Genomic DNA, 19,660 nt, shown 5'->3' on the forward strand with positions numbered 1-19,660 from the left:
TGGTGGCGGTCGTCCGCGCCCGGGTCCCGGCCGGGGGTGATGTGGACACGCGGGCCGGGACGCGGCCTCGCCCACGAAACAGCCTCTGCCGAGCGGACTTGGGGGGCTGGAATCAGAAGGCCGGCGCCCTCAGCACACAGGGGGCCGCCGGGGCCGCGGGGTCCAGGGCCCGTTCGACGAGTCCGATCGCGCGCGGGCTGTACGACATGCTGAGGTGGGCGGAGAGGTCGATCGGGCAGCCCTCCTGCAAGGTGACGTTCTGCACCGTCGCTCCGGGGCCCGCCGTCATGAACGTGCTCTGCCAGGGGGTGGTGATCTCGTCGTACTTCGTGGCGATCACGGTGTAGTCGACCCCGGGGACGGTGTCACCGTCGGCGTTGAGCTCCTTGATGAAGTCGGACTTCTCGTACTGCTGGACGCCGGCCTTGCCGACGGACACCTGCCCGGGTTCGAGAATCCCGAGCTTGTCGGCGAGGGTCGAGATGCCGCTCATGGTGGTGCCGTGGTTGGTCGCGCCGAGCTGGACGACCTTCCTGACCTTGTTCTTCGACGGGTCGGCCGGGTTCGCGCCGCCGTCGGCCTTGAGGTACCAGCGGGCCAGGGTGCCGCCCTGGGAGTGGCCGACCAGGTCGACCTGCCCGGAGCCGCTGGCAGCGAGCACCTTGTCCACAAAGGCGGCAAGCTCCTTGGAGGACTCCTTGATGTCTCCGTAACCCTTGACGGTGGGGGCGAGAGCCACCGCGGCGTCGTCGGTGTCGCCGAAGTCGAGGGCGTAGACGCAGTAGCCCTGAGCCTTCAACTCGGGGGACATCCGGGCCCAGTTGTTGTAGCGGTTCTCGTAGGTGCCGTGGATCAGGACGACCGGACGCGGGTGGGCGGCGTTGGGCCGGCAGTTCCAGTCGTTGGCACCGGGCGGATCGATGTCGAGGTGGAGGATGGAATGGACCATGACAGGAAGGAAGTTGTCCTGTTCCGGGCCGGTCTCCGCCGCCGCCGAGGTGGCGGTGGCCAAGACCGTCGCCGCGGCGGCGGCACAGACGGCGCTGACGTATCTGGGCATGGGAATGCCGGTTCGCTTCACGAGTCCCCCTGTAGAGAAGCATCTCCATCGATTGGATAGTGGCAGTATCCAACAGGGGTGATCGGTTCGTCACCGGTACGAGCGAGATGGCCGAATCGAACTCGTCGAGGACTACTAGGGTGGCCCCTCATGGACCGCCCGATGGATGACCTGCCGCTGCTGGAATTGCTGTGTGCCGCCGACGAAGTGCGGGTCCCCGGCGAACTCGAGTCGTCGCGCCCTCACGAAAAGGCTCCCGACGCGGTCGTGGACACCTATGTGGTCGACGGCGGCCGGCTGCTCCTCACTTTCTGGCACGACCGGCTGCACGCGGTGATCTACCAGACGCCGGCGGAGTCCGCAGAGGACGCGTCACGCCGCAACGATCGATTGTTCGCGCACTACGGGCAGGGCGACGGCTGGACCGAGATCCTCGACAACGGGTTCGGCAAGACCTACCGCCGCACCGATCAGCGGCGGTTCGCCTTGTGGAGCTACGTGATGGACGTCGCGACCTTCGGCACGATGGAGTTCCATCAGGTCATGTGGTGACCGCCCCGCTCCGCTCGCCTCGTCGATCGAGGGCTGCCAACACCTGTTGCGCGGTGCCTTGTTCGGCCGGCTCACCGTCGTCCAGTACGACGATCCGGGTGGCCAGCGACACGGTGTCGAGGTCATGGGTGATCAGGACCAGGGACAGGTCCTCGTTCCGGTCGTGCAGGAGGCTCGCCAGCCGGTCGAGGAGCGCGCGGCGGGTGACGGCGTCCAGGCCCGAGGTGATCTCGTCGCACACCAGGACCCGTGGCCGGGCGAGCAGGGCCCTGGCGAGGGCGGCGCGTTGCAGTTCGCCGCCGGAGAGGCGGCCGGGCCTGCGGCGTACGAGTTCCTCGGTGAGCCCGAGACCGGTCAACGTCGTCAGCGCTTCGGCGTGGGCGTCCGCCTCGGTGAGGGCACGGAGCCGGACGGCCGTGCGGGCCACCTGGTCGAGAACCGTGCGGTGTTCGTCGAAGGCGGCCTTCGCGTCTTGGAAGACGTACTGCACTGCGGCCAGTTGCTCCCGCGTACGGGTGCGCAGGCTGCGCGGGAGCGGGGAGCCGTCCAGGGTGAGGGTGCCGTCGTGGTCGCGGTGGAGTCCGGCCAGGCAGCGGCCGAGTGTGGTCTTGCCGCTGCCGGACCGGCCGACGACGGCCAGGCACTCCCCCGCCCGCAGGGTGAGTTCCGGCACGCGGAGCACCACGGAGCGGCCGTGTCGGGCCTGGAGGCCGGGGTGGGTGAGGTGCAGGACCGTGCCGCCCGGATCATGGCGTTCCTCGGGAGCGAACTCCGTGCCCTGCGCAAGGAGTTCCCGCGTGTAGGGGTGGCGGGGCGCGAGCCAGATGCGCTCCGCCGGTCCCGATTCCACCACTTGGCCGTCGCGCAGGACGAGGATCTCGTCGGCGAGGGCGCGTACGACGTCCAGGTCGTGACTGAGCAGGACCACGGCGATGCCCTGCCGGGCCACCGACCTCAGTCGGTCGGCCACATGGTGCTTCGTCAGCGGGTCGAGGCCGGTGGTGGGTTCGTCCGCGACGACGACCCTCGCGCCGAGCAGCAACGCCTGGGCGAGCACGACACGCTGTTGCTGCCCGCCCGAGAGTTGGTGTGGATATCGCTTCAAGAGGGCGTCCGCATCTGGTAGTTGGGCGTCAGCCAACGCCTTGAGGACGCGCTCCTCGGCGGCCGCGCGGCGCTCGCGCCTCGGAAGGTGTCGGGACTGGGCGCGGGCGATGTCCGTGAGCAGGGCGTCGATGCGGCGGGCCGGGTTGAGGACGGCTCCGGGATGCTGGGGGACGTAGCCGACCAAGCCCTCGGGGGCGCGCACCTCGCCGCTCACGCGGGCACCGTCCGGGTACTCACCGAGCAGGGCGAGCCCGGTGGTCGTCTTTCCGCTTCCGGACGCGCCGACGAGGGCGGTGACCGTGCCCGGCCGCACCCGAAGACTCACCCCGTCCACGATCCTGCGCCCGTCGATGTCGACGCACAGGTCCCTGATCTCGGCGACGGTCTCCGTCTTCGCGTTCATGCGGGGCGCCTCTTCATCCGGGACCTCTTCCTGTGCTCCAGGACGGAGTCGACGAGCAGGTTTCCGCCCATGGTCAGGGCGACGATGAGCAGGGCGGGCACCACCACGGCCCAGGGTTGTACGAACAGGCCGGTGCGGTTGCGGTCGACCATCACCGCCCAGTCGGACGCGTCCGGTTCGACGCCGACGCCGAGGAACGCGGCGGTGGCCACGAGGTAGAGCACACCCGTGAAGCGGACGCCCGCGTCGGCGGCGAGGACGCGGGTGGTCGAGCGGCCGACGTAGCCGACGGCGGTGCGCCACCACGTCTCGCCCTGCAGACGCAGGGCCTCGACGGCCGGCCGGGACGCGGCCTCCGCCGCGGCGGCGCGGACGATGCGGGCCGCGTCCGGGATGTTGACGAGCGCCACGAGGAGCGCGAGGCCCACGGCCCCGGGGGTGAGGACGGCGGCGACGAGCAGCACCATGAGCAGCGAGGGCACCGCCAGCAGCACGTCGAGAGGCCGCATGAGCAGCTCCTCCAGCCAGGTGCGGTGGGTGAGTGCGCTGACGAGACCGAGGGGCAGCGCCACCAGGTAGGCCAGGGCCGTCGCGGTGAGGGCGACGAGGACGGCGGACCGACCGCCGAGCAGTACCTCCCGCCAGACCTCCCGGCCGACGAAGTCGGTGCCCAGCCAGTGTCCGCCGCCTGTGGTGAAGGACGCGGCACGCGGCCCCGGTTCACCCGCGAACAGGGGTCCGAGCAGGGCCAGGACGAGGGGGACGCCGACGAGGAGGGCGCCGAGGACGTGGCGCGGACGCGAACGCCGCATCACGTCGTCATCGGGCTTCGCTCCGGCCTTGCCGCGGTCGCCACCGGTGAGGGTCTTCACGCGGCGACCTCCCCTCGTGGTGCGAAGCGGCGGGCGACCAGGTCGGCGCCCGTGTTGAGGACGACGGTGAGGACGCCGAAGACGACGGCGAGGCCCTGCACGACGGGGATGTCCCGCTCGGCGACGGCGTTGATGAGTACGGTGCCGAGTCCGGGGATCACGAAGAGCGCCTCCACGACGATGACTCCGCTCAGCAACCAGTCGATGGTCCGGGCGAGTTGCTGAGTGGCGGGGGTGACGGCGTTGGGCAGGGCGTGGGCGTAGCGGATACGGGCGCCGGAGATGCCGTAGCGGCGGGCCTGGGCCGCGTACGGCGCGGCGAGGGCGTCGATCATTCCGGCGCGCACCAGTCGGGCGAGGGTGCACACCGGGCGGGAGAGCAGGACGAGGACGGGCAGGACGAGGGCGGCGGGGTGGGCGATCAGGTCGGTGCCGTAGCCGACGGCGGTCGGTGGCAGCCACTGGAGGCGGATGGCGAACACCGTGATCAGGAGCACTCCGCAGGCGAACTCCGGTACGGCGTAGAGCCCCAGGGTCACGGAGCTGACGAGCCGGTCCGCGAGCCTGCCCTCGTGGCGGGCGGCGAGCACGCCGAGGCCGACGCTGAGCGGCACGAGCAGCAGGACGGTGAGCGTGGCGAGCAGCAGCGTCGGCCCGAAGCCGTCCGCAATGTACGTGCTGACGGGGCGGCCGGAGGCGAGTGAGGTGCCGAGATCGCCGTGGAGCAGGCCGGACGTCCAGTCGGCCAGGCGTTCCACGGCGGGCCGGTCCAGGCCCATCGACTCCCGGATGACGGCGATCCGCGCCGGGTCCGGCTGGTCCCCGGCGAGTGCGACGGCGGCGTCGCCCGGCAGCGCCTCGGTGAGGGCGAAGACGAGCAGCACGACGGCCGCCGTCTGCGCCGCACCGAGCAGCAGCCGCCGGGCGGTCCAGGCGGTGAGTCCGCTCACGCGAGCCACACCTTGTCGAAGCGGGCCCAGTCCAGGGAGTTCGCGGGCGCGTCCGTCTCCACTCCGCGGACGGTGCGGGCGGTGCCGATGATCCAGTCGGCGAAGCCCCAGATCAGGAAGCCGCCCTCGGCGTACAGACGGCGCTGCATGCGCTGGTAGACGGCCGTGCGCTGCCCGGTGTCCTTGGTGGACTGGGCCTGCCGGTAGAGGGCGTCGAAGTCCTTGTGCCGCCAGTGGGTGGCGTTGGTGGTGGAGGCGGTGAGCAGGCGCTGGGAGAGGTGGGTCTCGATGGGCATGGCGCCGGAGCGGTAGGAGCAGAGGGTGCCGCTGTCGAGGATGTCCGTCCAGTAGCTGTCCTTGCTGCCGGTCCTGACCTTGATGGTGACGCCGGCCTTGGCGGCCTGGTCGCGGAAGATGGAGGCGGCTTCGGGGAATCCGGCGGCGACCGGTGAGGTGTCGAGGGTGACCGTGAGGTCTTCGGCGCCGGCCTTCTTGAGCAGGGACCTGGCGCGGTCGAGGTCCTGTTCGCGCTGCGGCAGTCCGTCGGCGTAGTACTCGTACCCCTTGCCGAACAGGTCGTTGCCGATCTCCCCCGCACCGGACAGGGCGCCCTGCACGAGCTCCTCGCGGTCGGCGATGAGGAAGAACGCCTCGCGGATCCGCCGGTCGTCGAAGGGCTTGCGGTCGGTCTTCATGGCGAACGCCTGCATGCCGCTGTTGCGCAGCCGCAGGATCTCGATCTGTCCCTTGCCCTCGTGGGCGCGGCCGGTGGTGGGGTTCAGCTCGTGGGCGTACTCGACCTGGCCGCCGAGGAGCGCGTTGACGCGTGCGGACTCCTCGTTGGCGACGACGATCTCCAGCTCGTCGAGGTGCGGGGCGCCGTCCCAGTAGTCGGTGTTGCGCCGGAAGACGGCGGACTTGCCGGGCGCGAACGAGACGAAGCGGAACGGGCCGCTGCCGACCGGCTTCCGGTCGAACCGTTCGGCGCCCTCGGGGACGATGTACGCGCCGAACGCGGCGAGCACGTTGGGGAATCCGGCGGTGGGCCGCTTGAGGACGAACTCGACGGTCCGCTCGTCCAAGGCCCGGCTCGCCTCGAGGTCGACGGGTTCCAGATCCGCCTTCGCACGGAACGCCCTCTTCGGGTCGGTGATGCGGCGGTAGCTGTAGAGCACGTCCTGGGCGGTGACCGGCTTGCCGTCGTGGAACGTGGCCTTGCGCAGGGTCACCTTCCAGCGGTCCAGGCCCGCGCCGGCCTCCCAGCCGGAGGCGAGGCGTGGCTGGGCGGAGAGGTCGGCGCCGTAGTCGGCGAGCTTGTCGAAGAGGGCCTTGGCGCGGGCGACGTCGGCGAAGAGGTTGCTCGCGTGCGGGTCGAGGGTCTCACTGGCCCCGCCGCCGGCGAAGGCGGCCCGCAGCCGTCCGCCGCGCTGCGGCTTTCCGCCGCCCTTGGCAGCGGTGTCGGTGGAGCCGGAGGAACTGCATCCGGCGAGGGCGAGCGCGCCGAGGCCGACGGCGCCGGAGGTGGCGGCGAGGAAGCCGCGGCGGCGCAGTCCGGGGAAGCGCGCGTCGGTGCGGGGCAGGCCGGTGGGGCGTATGTCGTTCATGGTGGATTCCCTGCTGTGCGGACGGTAGAAGTCGTGGCGCGGGGCGCGGTGGGGGCCCCGCCGGGAGTTCAGTCGGTGGGCAGGAGGCGGGCGACGAGGTGGAGCCGGTCGGCGTCCGTGGCCGCGCCCGGCGCCGCGCCTTCGCGCCAGGGAGGATCGGTGCGCGGGCCCGGGCCGTCGTACAGGGCCAGCACCTCGAAGCCGTGGCGGGCGAGCACGTGGCGCAGTTCCTGCGGGAAGAGCAGCCGCCAGGCGGAACGCTGTTCGACCGGTGCGGACCCGTCGTGGGCGGTCCACACCCGGGTGCGGCGCAGGAGTTGCGCGGTGCGGTCCACGGACAGGGTCGTCGTGGAGCGGTAGGCGGTGCCCCGCCAGGTGAAGGCGTCGACGCGCGGGGCATTGAGGAGATCGGTGCGGCCCAGGAAGAACGCGCCGTTGCGCATCTCCGCGACGAGCAGCCCGCCTGCGGCGAGACAGCGTCGGACGGAGCGCAGGAAGCCGTCGAGTTCGGCGTTGGTGTAGCAGTAGAGGAGGGCGCTGTCCAGGCAGACCACGGCGTCGAACTCCCGGTCTGCCAGAGCGAATTCGCGGAGGTCCGCGGCGAGGTAGTCGGGTCCGGGGTGGTGGGTGCGGGCGTACGTCAGCATGGCCTCGGAGAGGTCGGCGCCGGTGACGGTGCGGCCCGCACGCTGCAGATGGGCGGCGTCCCGGCCGGTGCCGCAGCCGAGGTCGAGGACGCGCTGCCCCGCCCCGTGGCTGCGCAGCGTGTCCTCCGCCCAGCGCCCGGCGAGCCGGTCGGGGTCGGGGAAGCGGGCCTCGTACAGCTCGGGGTTGTCGGTGAGGAGGTTCGCGGCGGTCCCGCAGGCCGTGGCGGGCTCGGCGGTGTCAGAGGTCGTGGCAGGCTCGCGCATTTCGGAGGCCGTGCCGGACTCACATATGTCGGAGACCGGGGTCGGCTCGCGTATCTCGGAGGTCGTGGTCATGCGTGGCTCGCTCATGCTGTCGCCGGTACGGGTGCGGGCGGTGCGGGCAGGACGTGGCGCCGGTGCAGCCAGACCACGCCGCCCGCCGAGGTGAGGCCGATGGTCAGGCAGCACGCCCACGGCAGCCAGGGCGGACCGGCGTGCGCGCCGGCGTCCATGGCCCAGCCGATCACCGTGTTTCCGACGGCGGCGGCGATGCCCGACACCACGTAGAACAGGCCGAAGTAGGTGCCGGTGAGCTCGGGTCGTCCGAAGTCGGGGATCAGTTCCATCACGAACGGCTGGGCGATCATCACGCCCAGGTAGAGCAGCAGGGCTCCGGCCAGGACGGGCACGGCGCGCAGTGCCGCGTCCGTGAGTCCGCCGGCCGCGCCGTCGTACAGGGTCACCGCCATGGGGGGTACGAAGGACAGCCCCATCAGGGCGAGCCCGGCACTGATCCAGCGCGCCCTGCTGCCGCGCCGGTTCAACGCGCGGGTGACGCGCAGCTGAAGCGCGAGGTTGGTGAGGGTGCCGACGAGGAAGACGATCCCCGCCGCGCCGTCCCAGCCGGTCGCGCGCCGGGCACCGTCCGGGAGCAGCAGATAGAGCTGGTTCTCCATGGTGAACAGGCCGACCATGGCCAGGGCGAAGGCCATGAACCCGCGGTTCGCGACGGCTTCGCGCCAGTCCGCGACGACGGTGTTGCCGCTGGGCGCGACCTTGCGGGCCGGGAGCACGAGCGCCTGGGCGAGGGTGAGGACGGCGAAGATCCCGGCGGCGGTGAGCGCGGAGGTGCGGAAGTCGACCAGGAGCAGGGCGCTGCCGAGCAGCGGTCCGATCAGGGCTCCTGTGGTGGCGAAGACGTTGAAGAGGGCGAACGCCTCGGCCTTGCGCTCCCCCGCTTCCAGGGCGAGGTAGGCGCGGACGGCCGGGTTGAACAGGGCGCCGGCGAGCCCGCTGAGCACGGAGGCGGCCAGGAGCACCGGAAGGCCGTCGCCGAGCGCGAACAGGCCGAAGCCGATGGTGCGCAGGCCGCATCCGGCGATGATGACGCCGCGCGCGCCGAGCCGGTCCGAGGCCGAGCCTCCGATGAGGAAGAGGCCCTGCTGGCTGAGGTTGCGTACGCCGAGGACGATGCCGACGACCGCCGCCGAGAGCCCGAGGTCGTCGCTCAGGTGCAGGGCGAGGTAGGGGACGAGGAGGTAGAAGCCGGTGTTGACGCCGAGCTGGTTGACCAGGAGCAGCCGGATGGCGAGCGGGAAGCCGCGCAGGGCGCGCCAGGTGTTCAGCACGGTTCGGCCCGCCGCGGCTCGTCGCGCCGGCGTGGGCGCACGCCGAGTCCTGGTTCTCGACCTGCTCGTACGGTCCCGTCGGCGCCGCCGATGCCGGTCCACGGGTCGTCGGCGAGCAGCAGGTGCCCGTCGAGGTCGACCCAGCGGGCGCGGTCGGCGAGGTGGACGGCGGGGGCGATGCCGAGGGTGCTCGCCGTCAGGCAGCCGAGCATCAGGGCGGTGTCGGACTCCGCGATCAGCTCGGCGATGCGCAGGGCCGCGGTCACTCCCCCGCACTTGGCGAGCTTGACGTTGATGCCGTGGACACGCCCGGCGAGGCGTCGGGCGTCCTCGAAGTCGACGGCGTCCTCGTCGGCGATGATCGGGAGTGGGGACTTTTCGGCGAGCCGGGCGAGGTCGTCCGGTGTGCCGGGCGGCAGCGGCTGCTCGACGGCTTCGACGCCCAGCTCGGCGTACTGTCCCAGGAGCGGGAGTGCTGTGGTGAAGCTCCACGCGCCGTTGGGGTCGAGAAGGAGGCGGGCCTGGGGTGCGGCGGCTCGCACGGCCCTTACGCGCGTCAGGTCGTCGGCCGGATCCGATGCGCCGGCCTTGATCTTGAGCAGGGAGAATCCGGATCGGGACAGCGTGGCGGCCTGGGCTGCGGCGTGCTGGGGCGAGGTGATGCCGATGGTGCGTGCGGTCGGGGCGGAGGGTGGTTCCGGTGGGGCTCCGGGGCCGAGGAGTCGGTGGACGGGACGATCCGCTCGCCGGCCGACCAGGTCGAGCAGCGCGGACTCCACGGCCGCCGTCACGCTCGGTGGCACGCCCGGCCGCCCGGCGTCCCTCAGGACTTCCAGGGCGCTCTCGGGGTCGGCGAAGCCGCCCAGCCATTCCGATTCCACGTCCAGGAGCCGTTCCAGGGCCGCGGCGTCGAGGCCGTAGTAGACGCTGCTGACGGCCTCGCCGTAACCGTGCTGTCCGTCGTGTTCGACGGTCAGCCACACGGCGTCGCGGGCTGTCATGGTGGATCGGGATATGCGCAGGGGTTCGGTCAGCTGGAGACGTGTGGTGCGCAGGCTGGTCTTCACTGGTGCTCTTCCGTGGGGGTGGGAAGGGGGTGCGGGGTGCGGAGGGGGTCGGTGACGGTCCGGCACCGGGCCCAGCCGGTGGCCTCCACGGCCCGGGGGTGCGGGATCTCCACGGGGCGGGAGGCGACGGTGGCCCGGTCGATGCCGTGGGCGGCGGCGAAGTCGTCGTCGTACACGCTGTTCAGGTAGCGGTGCGGCCCGTCGGGGAAGACGGTGGCGACCACGGCTCCCGGGTGGACGCGGGCGGCCCACGCAGCGACGAGGGCGGCGGCGCCGGTGCTCCAGCCGCCGCTGACGAAGGCTCCGGCGGCGAGGCGGCGGCACGCGTCGGCGGACTCGGCGGGGCCCACCCAGTGGACCTCGTCGAAGGCGTCGTAGGCGACGTTGCGCGGATGGATGCTGCTGCCCAGGCCGCGCATCAGACGGGGCCGCGCGGGCTGCCCGAAGATCGTCGAGCCGGTGGCGTCGACGCCGATGAGCCGCAGGTGCGGCCAGTGCCGCCGCAGCGGGCCGATGATGCCCGCGCTGTGCCCGCCGGTGCCGACACTGCACACCAGGACGTCCAGATGATCGAGCTGGGCGGCCAGTTCGGCGGCGAGCGTCGCGTATCCGGCGGTGTTGTCGGGGTTGTTGTACTGGTCGGGCCAGTACGCGTCCGGAAGTTCCGCCAGCAGCTCGCGCAGCCGGGCCAGGCGTGCGGCCTGCCAGCCGCCGTGCACGGCCGGGCGGTCGACGAGTTCGAGACGGGCACCGTGGGAGCGCAGCAACTGCCGCATGGACGGCTCCAGTTCGCTGTCACCGACCAGGACGACGGGGTGGCCGAGGGCCTGACCGGCGAAGGCCAGGCCGATGCCGAGTGTGCCCGAGGTCGATTCCACGACCGGGGCGCCGGGGCGCAGTTCGCCGCGCTCCCGGGCGCCGAGCAGCATGGAGACGGCGGCCCTCGCCTTCATGCCGCCGGCGCCGAGTCCTTCGAGCTTGGCCCAGAAGCCGGGCTGCGGGCAGGGCAGGTCGACGGTGACGCGGGCGATCGGGGTGCCGCCGAGCAGGCGGAGCAGTTCCCGGTTGGCGCGCGGGCGGTGTCGGGTGGCGGTGGTGGTCAGGGTCACCGCGCGGCTCCGTAGCGGTGAAGGGTCCCCGGGCCGCCGTCGAGCCAGAAGAAGGGGTACGGCTCGGCGCAGACCGCGCTGACTCCGGCGCCGATGAGCCGGGGCAGCACCGCGCTGCCAGTCTGCGCGAACATCACCAGTGGCTTGTCGTGGCGCAGGGCGTGCTCCCGCAGCGGCTCGAAGGTGCCGTTGCCGAGGGTCATTCCGGAGGCGAGCACGAGGTCGCAGGCGTCCAGCTCGGCGAGGGCGTCCGTGCGGACGGGCTCGCCCCACTCGGTCGTGCCGCCCTTGAGGTCGCAGGGCACGTACCTCAGTCCGCGCGCCCGTAGTGCCTCGAGCAGGGAGTTGACGACGCCGACGACGAGCACGGTGGCCCCGGGCTCCGTGTCGATCAGGTCCACGACCGCCCGGGCCCGTACCCGCGACTTCTCGATCGACGTACCGGCCGGCAGGGGGAAGGGCCGCGCTCCTTGCTCCGGCGCGTGCGGGCGTGCGCGCATCAGATACGCGTCCAGCGCCGCCACCCGCACCGGAAGCCGCTCATGGCCGAGGAGCCCGGCGATGTCCGCGCCGACGCACTCCTCGACGGCGCCGTCCGGCAGTTCCCCGGGCTCGACCGCGCAGGAGCCGACGGCCTCGCCGAGACGCAGGCTGAGGACCTCGTTGCGGTAGCCGCCGCTGCGTCCTTCGTGCCGTACCGCCTGCCGCGTGGTGAACGCCACCGAGATCCGCTCACCCCGCGGGTCGGGGCCGAACTCCCCGGCCAGGACGGCCCGGACGAGGTCGTCGTACGAGGAGGCGACGGCCCGCACGGCCGGCTCGCCCATGTCCGTGAGGATGGTCATCGGACGGCCTCCACGCGGGGACGGAGTGCGGTGAGCAGGGTCTCGACGCGGTCGCGGGCGCCGGGCCCGTCCGCGTCACCGGCCATGACGTGGCCGAGGTACTCGTTGTTGCTGCCCGCGACCTTCACGGCCTTGCCGGGCTCGGCGAGTTGGAGCTCCAACAGTCCGTCCGCCGACCGCACTTGGTCGGACCCGTCGATCGCCGTGAGCGTTCCGGCGCGGTCGGGTACGAGGAAGCCGATGGCGGCGCTGCTCAGGCCGGTGGGCCGGCGGCTCAGATCCGGTTGCCGTCCCAGGGCCACGTCCACCGCCGCGGCGGCGAGGTCGATGCCGGTGACGTGGCGGACGAGCTCGGTGATGCGGTTGCCCGCGGGCCGGGGGTTGACCTCCACCACGCGCGGCCCGTCGGCGGTCAGCTTGATCTCGGTGTGGGCCACGACCTCGTCGAGGCCGAGTGCCTTGACGGCCCGTACGGCCGTGTCCACGGCGGCTTCGATGTCCGCCGCCGGGAGCGCGGCGGGGAACATGTGGCCGGTCTCGATGAAGGCGGGAGCCCCGCCCACGCTCTTGTCGGTGACGCCGACGACCCGCGCGCTCCCGGCGTACGACACGGTCTCGACGCTGACCTCGGGCCCTTGGAGGAATTCTTCGAGCAGGACGGCGGGGTTCCGGCGCTGCCCGCGGGCATTGACGGGGAAGTCGGCGAGCGCCCGGTAGGCGGCTGTGAGCGCGGTCTCGTCGTCGACGCGGCGCACGAACATGCCGGCGCACAGGTCCACGGGCTTGAGCACCAGTGGATAGCCGATCCCCCGGGCCGCTTCGGCGGCCTCGGCCAGGTTCGCGCACCGGGCGAAGCGTGGTCCGGGCACTCCCGATGCGGCGAGCGCGCGACGCGTGGCGTCCTTGCGGCAGGCCGTCTCGACGGCCTCGGCGGTGGGCCCGGGCAGGCCGAGACGGTCGGCGATCCGTGCGGCCGTCGGCAGGTAGTAGTCGCACGAGGTGATCACGCCGTCGAACCGCAGCGCCGCGTGGGCCCGCTCGACGAAGGTCAGGAGCGCGTCGGTCTCGTTGGTCTCGGCAGTGAGCACGTGGCGCGCCCCGAGCAGCGGATGGGCGGTGCCCTCGGGTGCGGAGCGCAGGTAGTGGTGCAGGTCGCGGGTGAGGAAGGTGAACTCGTGGCCTGCCTCTCGCACGGCCCGTGGCAGCAGTCTGCTCATGGACCCGACCCAGCTCTCGACCATCAGAAGTTGTGCCACAACAGCCCCCTTTTTCGGCGTGGTTGAACAGCTCGGCCTCGCCGGTGGTGGCGTTCGGCCCGCGCACCGGCTTGACCGAGAGGGACCTTATCGACAATCGTTTTCATTGTCATCTCGCTGGTGCGACTCCGCGCCGGCACCCCGCCTCCTGGAACGCGACTCCCGTGACTCCTGCCGCTCGATCCCGCCGCGTCCTGTGCGCGCTCACCGCCACAGCCGCCACCCTCGCCACCTTCTCCACGCCCACCCGGGCAGCTCCCGCGCCACGCACCGATACCGCCGAGACGCACACCGGAGCTCACCCCTCGACCACGATCCGCTTCGGCGCCTGCCCGGAGTCGGTGCCCACGCCGCCGGCGCCCGACCGCGTCGAATGCGGCACGCTCGACGTACCGCTCGACCGGGACGATCCGGGCGGCGGCAAACGGATAGGCATAGCCGTCTCGCGGGTGCCCGCCTCCGGTACGGCCGGGGAACGGCGCGGCATCCTGCTGGTCAACCCCGGCGGGCCGGGCGGCTCGGGACTCCCCTACGCGGTCACCAAGCGGGCCAAGCTTCCCGAGAGCGTGCGGCGCGCGTACGACGTCATCGGCTTCGACCCGCGCGGCAGCGGGCACAGCGCCCCCGCCGACTGCGGCGCGACGGGCGGGCTCTTCGACAGTCCGGGCGCCGACCCCGTGCCCGTCGGCAAGGCCGCGGAGAAGACGTATCTCGCCTCCCTCGACCGCATGGCCGACGACTGCGCCATCGGCGTGGCGGACGCCCTGCCGCACCTTTCGACCGCGGCGACCGTCCGCGACATGGACGCCGTCCGCGCCGCGCTCGGCGAGCCGCGGACCAGCTTCCTCGGGGTCTCCTACGGCAGCTACCTCGGCGCCGCGTACGCCGCCCGGTTCCCGCACCGCGTCGACCGCATGGTGCTCGACAGCGTCGTCGGCCCGTGGGACTGGCACGATTTCGACGGGCGGCAGAGTCGTGAACTCCTGCGTCAGCGCGAGGTGTTCTTCGCCTGGGCCGCCCGGCACGAGAACCGCTTCGGCCTCGGAGGCGACGCGGCCGCGGTCCGTTCCGCCTACGAGCGGACCCGCCGCGGGCTCGCCGCCCGGCCCCAGGACGGCTTCGGGCCCGCCGAGTTCGACCGAGCCGTGTATCGGGCCCTGGGACGCACCGAGCGCTGGGCCCCGCTGGCGGACGGCGTCCGCGCTTACCTGCGGGACGGCGGCGTGGCCGGGCTGCGCCCCGCGGAACCCTTCGGCAACCCCGGCTCACGTACCTTCGAAGCCGCCAACCGCTCGGTGAAGTGCGCGGACGGCCCCGGCCCCACACCGTCCCGCGTCATCGCGGACCTGCACCGCATCCGTCGCGAGGACCCGCAGCCGGTCCTGACCGGCTGGGAGGCCGCCGCTTGCGCCTATTGGCACCACAGGCCCCACCGGCGCACCCCGCTCGGCAGCCCGGCAGCGCCGCCCGTCCTCCTGGTCGCCTCCGAGCACGACCCCGTCACACCGATCGAAGGAGCACGTCAACTACGGCACCGGCTGCCGGGCTCCCGCCTGATCACCCTCCATGAGGACTACTCGCACGGCGTGTTCGCGAGCCGCGGCAACGCGTGCGTGGACCGGGCCACCGCCGCGTACCTGATCGGCGGGACGGCGCCGCGGACGGACGTGCACTGCACCGGCCCGGGACTGCCGACTCCCTGACGTCGGCTCCCTGACATTGGCCCCCGGGCGGCTTCCTGCTCGTCGGACGCGCGGTCAGCCCAGCGGTACGGCGATCTCCCGCTTGAGGATCTTGCCGCTGGGCCCCAGCGGAAGCTGGTCCACGATCCAGACCTGGCGCGGGTACTTGTAGGCAGCCACGCGCTCCTTGACGTACTCCCTCAACTCGTCCGGCTCGGCGTGCGCGTCGGGGCGCAGCACGACCACCGCGGTGACCTCCTCACCGAGTTCGGCGTGCGGCACACCGAGCACCGCCGCCATGGCCACGGCGGGGTGCTCGTGGAGCACTTCCTCGACCTCGCGCGGGTAGACGTTGTAGCCGCCGCGGATGATCATGTCCTTCTTGCGGTCGACGATGTACAGATATCCGTCCTCGTCCGCGCGGGCGAGGTCGCCGCTGCGGAGCCAGCCGTCGGGGATCGCGGCCTCGGTCTCCTGCGGGCGGTTCCAGTAGCCCTTCATCACGTTGGGCCCCCGGACCGCGAGCTCGCCGATCTCTCCCGTGGGCACGTCGTCGCCCGCGGCGTCCACGAGCCGTACTTCCACGTCCCGGATGGGGGTGCCGATGGAGCCGGCCTTGCGCGGCCGGTCGGGGTGGTTGAACGTGACCACGGGGCTGGTCTCGGACATGCCGAAGCCTTCGAGCACCTGACAGCCGAAGCGCTTCTCGAAGCGCTGGAGGATCTCCACGGGCAGGGACGCTCCGCCGGAGATGCACATGCGCAGGGTCGAGACGTCGGCGCCGGACGGGCTCTGCAGGAGCGCGGCGTACATGGTCGGCACCCCCTCGAACACCGTGGCCCGCTCGCGGGCGATGGCGTCCAGGACGGCCTGGGGGTCGAACCGGGGGATCAGGACGAGGGAGGCGCCGCTGCGGACAGCCGCGCTCATCGTGCAGACCTGCCCGAAGATGTGGAACAGCGGCAGGCAGCCGACCACCACGTCCTCCGGTACGAGGTGCTGGATGTGCATGCCGTTGACCTCGGTGTTGTGCCGCAGTCCGGCGTGCGTGAGGACGGCACCCTTGGGGCGCCCGGTCGTCCCGGAGGTGTACAGCAGGACGGCCATGTCCTCGCCCTCGGCCTCCGCCACGTCCCACAGCGGCTCGTGCGGGGCCAGTGCCGCGGTGAACGACGCGGGTTCCACGGTCGTGTGCCGCACGCCGGCAGCGGCCGCGCCCTGCGCGCCCTCGCCCGGCGCCTGGTGCCATTCGAAGAGCCGCACGGCACCCGAGTCGTTGAGGTGGAACTCCACCTCGCGGGTCTTGAGCAGGGGGTTCATCGGGACCACGACCGCGCCCGCGCGCAGGGCTCCGTAGTAGAGGACGACGAACTCGGGAACGTTGGGCAGCATGAGGGCGACCCGGTCCCCCGGCCGGACGCCTTCGGCCCTGAGGAGGGCGGCGGCACGGGCACTGCGCTCGTTCAGTTCCCGGTACGTGATGACCTGCTCGCCCAGGCGCAGCGCGGAGCGCTGGGGATGCCGCTGAGCCGTCTCCTCGAGGAACGCTGCCAGATTGGCCATGACCCGCCTCCGTCACATGGAACGCAAGATGTTTACATCGCCGACATCTTGCAGTCGGATCCGGGTCACCCCCTATGGCCCCGCGGACAGCATCCGTCCCTCTCCCTTGTCTCCCAGAACAATCCTGGGGCATTAAGCTGCAGAGATGTTGCTTTCAGGTGTGGCCGCCGCTCTCCGGTCGCGGCTCCCGGAACTGGGCGAGCGCATGGCCCTGCGGATCCGCTCGGACGTGGCGTCCTACAACGACGACTCCCTGATCACCCGGCAGTCGCTGTCCCGCTCGTGCGCCGCGAACGCGGATCTCGTCCTCAACCACCTGTGGCAGGGCGGCACCCTCGACGTGAGTTCGGCCCGGCAGACCGGTCGGGCCCGCGCCGAACAGGGCGTGCCGCTGGCGGACACCCTGCACGCGTACCGGATCGGCACCGAGCTGCTGTGGACGGAGCTTCTCGCGGAGGCGCGCAGTCACCCGGAGGTCACCGACGACCACCTGGTCTCCGAGTCCGCGCGCTTCTGGTCCCTGTTCGGTCTGCTCGCGGAGGCGGTGGCGTCGGCGTACCGCGAGGCGTCCACCGAGCTGACCTCGCGCATGCAGGCGAGGCGCTCCGCGGTGGTGACGTCCCTGTTCGCGGGCGTCACCACCGACCGCACGCTCTGGGAGGCGGCGCGCGAGCTGGGGCTGCCGGAGCACGGACCGTACGCGGTGGTCGTCGCGGAGGCTGTCACTTCGACGGGCGAGGGTCTCGCCGACACGGAAGCGGCATTGTTCCGGGCGAAACTGCCGTCGGTCTGGGAGTCGTTGCCCGACCAGTACCTCGGCCTGATCGCCCTGCCGGCCGCGTCGTCCGAGAAGACGTGCCTGCGTGTCCTGCGCCGGTCGGGCGCGCGCGTGGGTTTCAGTCCGCTCTTCGCGTCGCTCGCGGAGGTGCCGCAGGCGCTGCGCTTCGCCCGCCTGGCTCTGTCGGCTCAGGGCGCGAGCGCCGGGGTGGTGCGGTACGACGACGATCCACTGGCGATGGTCGTCGCCGCCGCGCCCACGGAGGCCACGCACCTGATGCGGGCGGTTCTGGGACCGGTGCTCGGGCTGCCCGCGGCGGAGTCCTCGCGCCTGCTGCGGACGCTGGAGCACTGGTTCGCCGCCGGCGGTTCGGCCGGGGACGCCGCTCAGAGCCTCTTCGTCCACCCCAACACGGTCCGCTACCGCCTGCGCCGCATCGAGGAGTTGACGGGCCGCTCCCTCTCCGCCCCCCGGACCGCGGCCGACGTCAGCGTGGCACTCCTCGCCGTACGCAGCTCCGCGGCGAAGGCCGAGCGGCGTTCTCCTGCACAGGCCGACGCCGGCTGAACCAGCCGGTGGATTTCATCGCGCGGCGACCGTGCGGGATCCGCAAAGTCCAACCAGTGACCCGCGTTCGTCCATGGGCACCGCTCACCGACCGGCAGATCCTTCGGACGTCGACCCACGACCCCGCGAGACCGGTCGGCCGATGTCCACCGGACCGAAGGAGAACGCGTGCCACTCCCCAGCAGAAGACGACTGCGGACCCTCGTCGCGGCCGCCGTGGCCGTGAGCGGCCTCGCCGCGCTCGTCCCGACCGCGACCGCCGACAGCGCCACGTACACGGTGACGGTCGGCGCCAAGGGGCGCTGGTCGCACCCCGACGACACTCCGGCCGGTACGTACATCGACAAGGACGGCACCTTCTACTTCCAGTCCTCGCACGCCCTCTACGGTGCGACCGACCCCCGCAAGTGGAACTTCTACTCCGGTGCCGACCTCGACACGGCGTCCCTGAACAAGTCGCTCGGCAAGTCGGCCGATCCGTCCGATCCCACCGACCGCAACGACGACACGACCGCACGCTGCAACAACAGCCCCACCGGGCGCGAGTCCAGCTTCGCCCCGGCAGGATCCTCCTACGCGCAGAAGAACTACTGCGACCTGGCCGGAGTGTGGGTCGACCCGGACACGGGCGACTGGTACGGGCTGGTGCACAACGAGTTCACCCCGCAGCCCTTCGGGGACAGCTCGCACTTCGACGGCATCGACTACGCCGTGTCGAAGGACCAGGGCCGCACCTGGACCATCAAGGACCACGTGATCACCTCGCCGTACAGCACGGTCCGCGGTGACACCTCCGCGTTCCCGCAGCAGACGTACCACTACGGCGACGGCGACCCACGCCTGTTCACGGACACGGCGTCCGGCTACTTCTACGTCTTCTACGGCTCGCGGATCGTCGACAAGAACGGCGGCTGGCGGGTCTTCCACGGGCATGTCGCCCGCGCTCCCATCTCCGCGAAGATGGCGCCCGGTTCCTGGCAGAAGTGGTACGACGGCTCCTGGTCCCAGCCGGGCGACGGCGGCCTGGAGAGCAACATGGTCCCGGTCGACGCGGCACACCCCACCGGGTACACCCCCGCCGCGCAGGAGTACGACCCGGCGACGCCCGGCACGGCGAACCAGCAGGTCGCGGCCGGAGCCATGCCGCCCACCTCGCCGCTGTTCGTCATGGACATCACCTACAACGCCCACCTGGGCCTGTACATCGGCGAGCCTCAGGGCGTCGACCAGTCCGGCAACGCACCTCAGCAGATCTACGCCACCGACGACCTGTCGACGCAGAAGTGGCGGCTGCTCGGCGACACCGGCGGCTACACGACCGCCTCCTGGTACCGCTGGTTCCTGGACAGCGCGAACAAGACCAGCACCCGCATCGTCGGCCGTGACTTCCGCGCCTACTGCTCCTACGGCTGCTCGAACGACTCGTACTCCGAGTACGTGAACCTGCGCATCGACACCGACCGGCCCGCTGCCCCCGTGGACGAGGGCGCCGGCTATCGCATCGCCGGCGCGAACGGTCGCGTGCTGGCCCAGGTGTCCGGTGGTTCCGCCGCGACCTCCGTGCCGGCCGGCAGCGGCGGGGACCGTGCGTCGTGGACGTTCACCGCGAACGGCGACGGCTCGTACCGCATCACGAACGACGCCTCCCGCAACCTGCTGGGCGTGGACTCGCGGTCCACGGCGGGCCGAGCCTGGGGCGCCGCCCCCTCGGTGACAGCGGCCAAGCAAGGCGTGCCTTCGGTCGGCCAGCAGTGGTTCGTGCTGCGGAACACCACGGCCGACGGTACGTCCACGGGAACGTATCGACTGGTCAACCGGTACAGCGGCCTGGTCCTGGGCCTGTCCGCCGCCACCGCCCGCGCGGCCGAGACCACGCCGCCGCGCTACTGGGACGCCTCCGGCGGCACCGGCGGCACCCGGACCCCGGGCGAGCAGACGCTGACCCTCAGCCGCTAGGGCGAGCCCGCGACGGTGCTTCTCCCCGCCGG

General features: G+C 72.0%; 16 protein-coding genes. 4 read left to right on the top strand and 12 right to left on the bottom strand.

The genetic code is table 11. The features are described 5' to 3' along the window. Positions 1 to 112: 112 nt before the first annotated feature. Positions 113 to 1,060, bottom strand: coding sequence for an esterase/lipase family protein (locus tag ACFW9D_RS04945; protein ID WP_384617825.1), 948 nt, complete (start codon positions 1,058 to 1,060; stop codon positions 113 to 115). Positions 1,061 to 1,210: 150 nt separating this feature from the next. Between ACFW9D_RS04945 and ACFW9D_RS04950 the strand changes: the two genes are divergently transcribed. Next, on the top strand, positions 1,211 to 1,612 hold the full coding sequence (locus tag ACFW9D_RS04950; protein ID WP_384617828.1) for a hypothetical protein: 402 nt from the start codon (positions 1,211 to 1,213) through the stop codon (positions 1,610 to 1,612). Here the strand turns inward: ACFW9D_RS04950 and ACFW9D_RS04955 are convergent. The 10 genes from ACFW9D_RS04955 to ACFW9D_RS05000 form a co-directional block, all read right to left on the bottom strand. Then, positions 1,602 to 3,122, bottom strand: a complete 1,521-nt coding sequence (locus tag ACFW9D_RS04955) for an ABC transporter ATP-binding protein (RefSeq protein ID WP_384617831.1) — start codon at positions 3,120 to 3,122, stop codon at positions 1,602 to 1,604. The two genes, ACFW9D_RS04950 and ACFW9D_RS04955, sit on opposite strands and share 11 nt — an antisense overlap. Further along, positions 3,119 to 3,934 (bottom strand): ABC transporter permease, encoded by an 816-nt coding sequence (locus ACFW9D_RS04960; protein ID WP_384618060.1) that lies wholly within the window; start codon positions 3,932 to 3,934, stop codon positions 3,119 to 3,121. The genes ACFW9D_RS04955 and ACFW9D_RS04960 overlap by 4 nt, the downstream gene beginning before the upstream one ends. Positions 3,935 to 3,990: 56 nt before the next feature. Beyond that, a complete protein-coding gene (locus tag ACFW9D_RS04965; RefSeq protein WP_384617834.1) occupies positions 3,991 to 4,944 on the bottom strand; it encodes an ABC transporter permease in 954 nt (317 codons plus the stop codon). Beyond that, positions 4,941 to 6,548 (bottom strand): ABC transporter substrate-binding protein, encoded by a 1,608-nt coding sequence (locus tag ACFW9D_RS04970; RefSeq protein WP_384617837.1) that lies wholly within the window; start codon positions 6,546 to 6,548, stop codon positions 4,941 to 4,943. Before ACFW9D_RS04970 ends, ACFW9D_RS04965 begins: the two co-directional genes overlap by 4 nt. Positions 6,549 to 6,616: 68 nt before the next feature. Next, on the bottom strand, positions 6,617 to 7,459 hold the full coding sequence (locus tag ACFW9D_RS04975) for a class I SAM-dependent methyltransferase (protein ID WP_384618062.1): 843 nt from the start codon (positions 7,457 to 7,459) through the stop codon (positions 6,617 to 6,619). 83 nt (positions 7,460 to 7,542) lie between these two features. Continuing rightward, entirely contained in the window at positions 7,543 to 8,802 is a 1,260-nt protein-coding gene (locus ACFW9D_RS04980) for an MFS transporter (protein ID WP_384618064.1), read from the bottom strand. Continuing rightward, positions 8,799 to 9,872, bottom strand: a complete 1,074-nt coding sequence (locus tag ACFW9D_RS04985) for a dipeptide epimerase (protein ID WP_384617840.1) — start codon at positions 9,870 to 9,872, stop codon at positions 8,799 to 8,801. The genes ACFW9D_RS04980 and ACFW9D_RS04985 overlap by 4 nt, the downstream gene beginning before the upstream one ends. Further along, positions 9,869 to 10,975 (bottom strand): PLP-dependent cysteine synthase family protein, encoded by a 1,107-nt coding sequence (locus ACFW9D_RS04990; RefSeq protein ID WP_384618066.1) that lies wholly within the window; start codon positions 10,973 to 10,975, stop codon positions 9,869 to 9,871. Before ACFW9D_RS04990 ends, ACFW9D_RS04985 begins: the two co-directional genes overlap by 4 nt. Before the next feature lie 2 nt (positions 10,976 to 10,977). Continuing rightward, positions 10,978 to 11,808 (bottom strand): Rossmann-like domain-containing protein, encoded by an 831-nt coding sequence (locus ACFW9D_RS04995; protein ID WP_384618069.1) that lies wholly within the window; start codon positions 11,806 to 11,808, stop codon positions 10,978 to 10,980. Between the two features lie 14 nt (positions 11,809 to 11,822). After that, complete coding sequence (locus ACFW9D_RS05000) at positions 11,823 to 13,082, bottom strand: ATP-grasp domain-containing protein (RefSeq protein ID WP_384617843.1); 1,260 nt, start codon at positions 13,080 to 13,082, stop codon at positions 11,823 to 11,825. A gap of 164 nt (positions 13,083 to 13,246) precedes the next feature. Between ACFW9D_RS05000 and ACFW9D_RS05005 the strand changes: the two genes are divergently transcribed. Continuing rightward, positions 13,247 to 14,785 (top strand): alpha/beta fold hydrolase, encoded by a 1,539-nt coding sequence (locus ACFW9D_RS05005; RefSeq protein WP_384617846.1) that lies wholly within the window; start codon positions 13,247 to 13,249, stop codon positions 14,783 to 14,785. A gap of 54 nt (positions 14,786 to 14,839) precedes the next feature. Here the strand turns inward: ACFW9D_RS05005 and ACFW9D_RS05010 are convergent, their stop codons facing one another. Next, on the bottom strand, positions 14,840 to 16,327 hold the full coding sequence (locus ACFW9D_RS05010) for a long-chain fatty acid--CoA ligase (RefSeq protein WP_384617848.1): 1,488 nt from the start codon (positions 16,325 to 16,327) through the stop codon (positions 14,840 to 14,842). Positions 16,328 to 16,472: 145 nt separating this feature from the next. On the opposite strand from ACFW9D_RS05010, the gene ACFW9D_RS05015 reads away from it, so the two are divergent. After that, entirely contained in the window at positions 16,473 to 17,672 is a 1,200-nt protein-coding gene (locus ACFW9D_RS05015; protein ID WP_384617851.1) for a PucR family transcriptional regulator, read from the top strand. Positions 17,673 to 17,840: 168 nt separating this feature from the next. Continuing rightward, positions 17,841 to 19,628: an RICIN domain-containing protein gene (locus tag ACFW9D_RS05020; protein WP_384617854.1), complete on the top strand. Its 1,788-nt coding sequence runs from the start codon at positions 17,841 to 17,843 to the stop codon at positions 19,626 to 19,628. Positions 19,629 to 19,660: the final 32 nt, after the last annotated feature.

This window comes from Streptomyces sp. NPDC059524 (assembly GCF_042749255.1).
Taxonomy (GTDB): Bacteria; Actinomycetota; Actinomycetes; order Streptomycetales; family Streptomycetaceae; genus Streptomyces; species Streptomyces xanthii.

What these genes read in the sequence shown, in the direction of transcription:
- ACFW9D_RS04945 (WP_384617825.1), bottom strand. Translation starts at nt 1,060, where the DNA reads ATGCCCAGATACGTCAGCGCCGTCTGTGCCGCCGCCGCGGCGACGGTC.
- ACFW9D_RS04950 (WP_384617828.1), top strand. Translation starts at nt 1,211, where the DNA reads ATGGACCGCCCGATGGATGACCTGCCGCTGCTGGAATTGCTGTGTGCC.
- ACFW9D_RS04955 (WP_384617831.1), bottom strand. Translation starts at nt 3,122, where the DNA reads ATGAACGCGAAGACGGAGACCGTCGCCGAGATCAGGGACCTGTGCGTC.
- ACFW9D_RS04960 (WP_384618060.1), bottom strand. Translation starts at nt 3,934, where the DNA reads ATGCGGCGTTCGCGTCCGCGCCACGTCCTCGGCGCCCTCCTCGTCGGC.
- ACFW9D_RS04970 (WP_384617837.1), bottom strand. Translation starts at nt 6,548, where the DNA reads ATGAACGACATACGCCCCACCGGCCTGCCCCGCACCGACGCGCGCTTC.
- ACFW9D_RS04975 (WP_384618062.1), bottom strand. Translation starts at nt 7,459, where the DNA reads ATGCGCGAGCCTGCCACGACCTCTGACACCGCCGAGCCCGCCACGGCC.
- ACFW9D_RS04995 (WP_384618069.1), bottom strand. Translation starts at nt 11,808, where the DNA reads ATGGGCGAGCCGGCCGTGCGGGCCGTCGCCTCCTCGTACGACGACCTC.
- ACFW9D_RS05010 (WP_384617848.1), bottom strand. Translation starts at nt 16,327, where the DNA reads ATGGCCAATCTGGCAGCGTTCCTCGAGGAGACGGCTCAGCGGCATCCC.
- ACFW9D_RS05015 (WP_384617851.1), top strand. Translation starts at nt 16,473, where the DNA reads ATGTTGCTTTCAGGTGTGGCCGCCGCTCTCCGGTCGCGGCTCCCGGAA.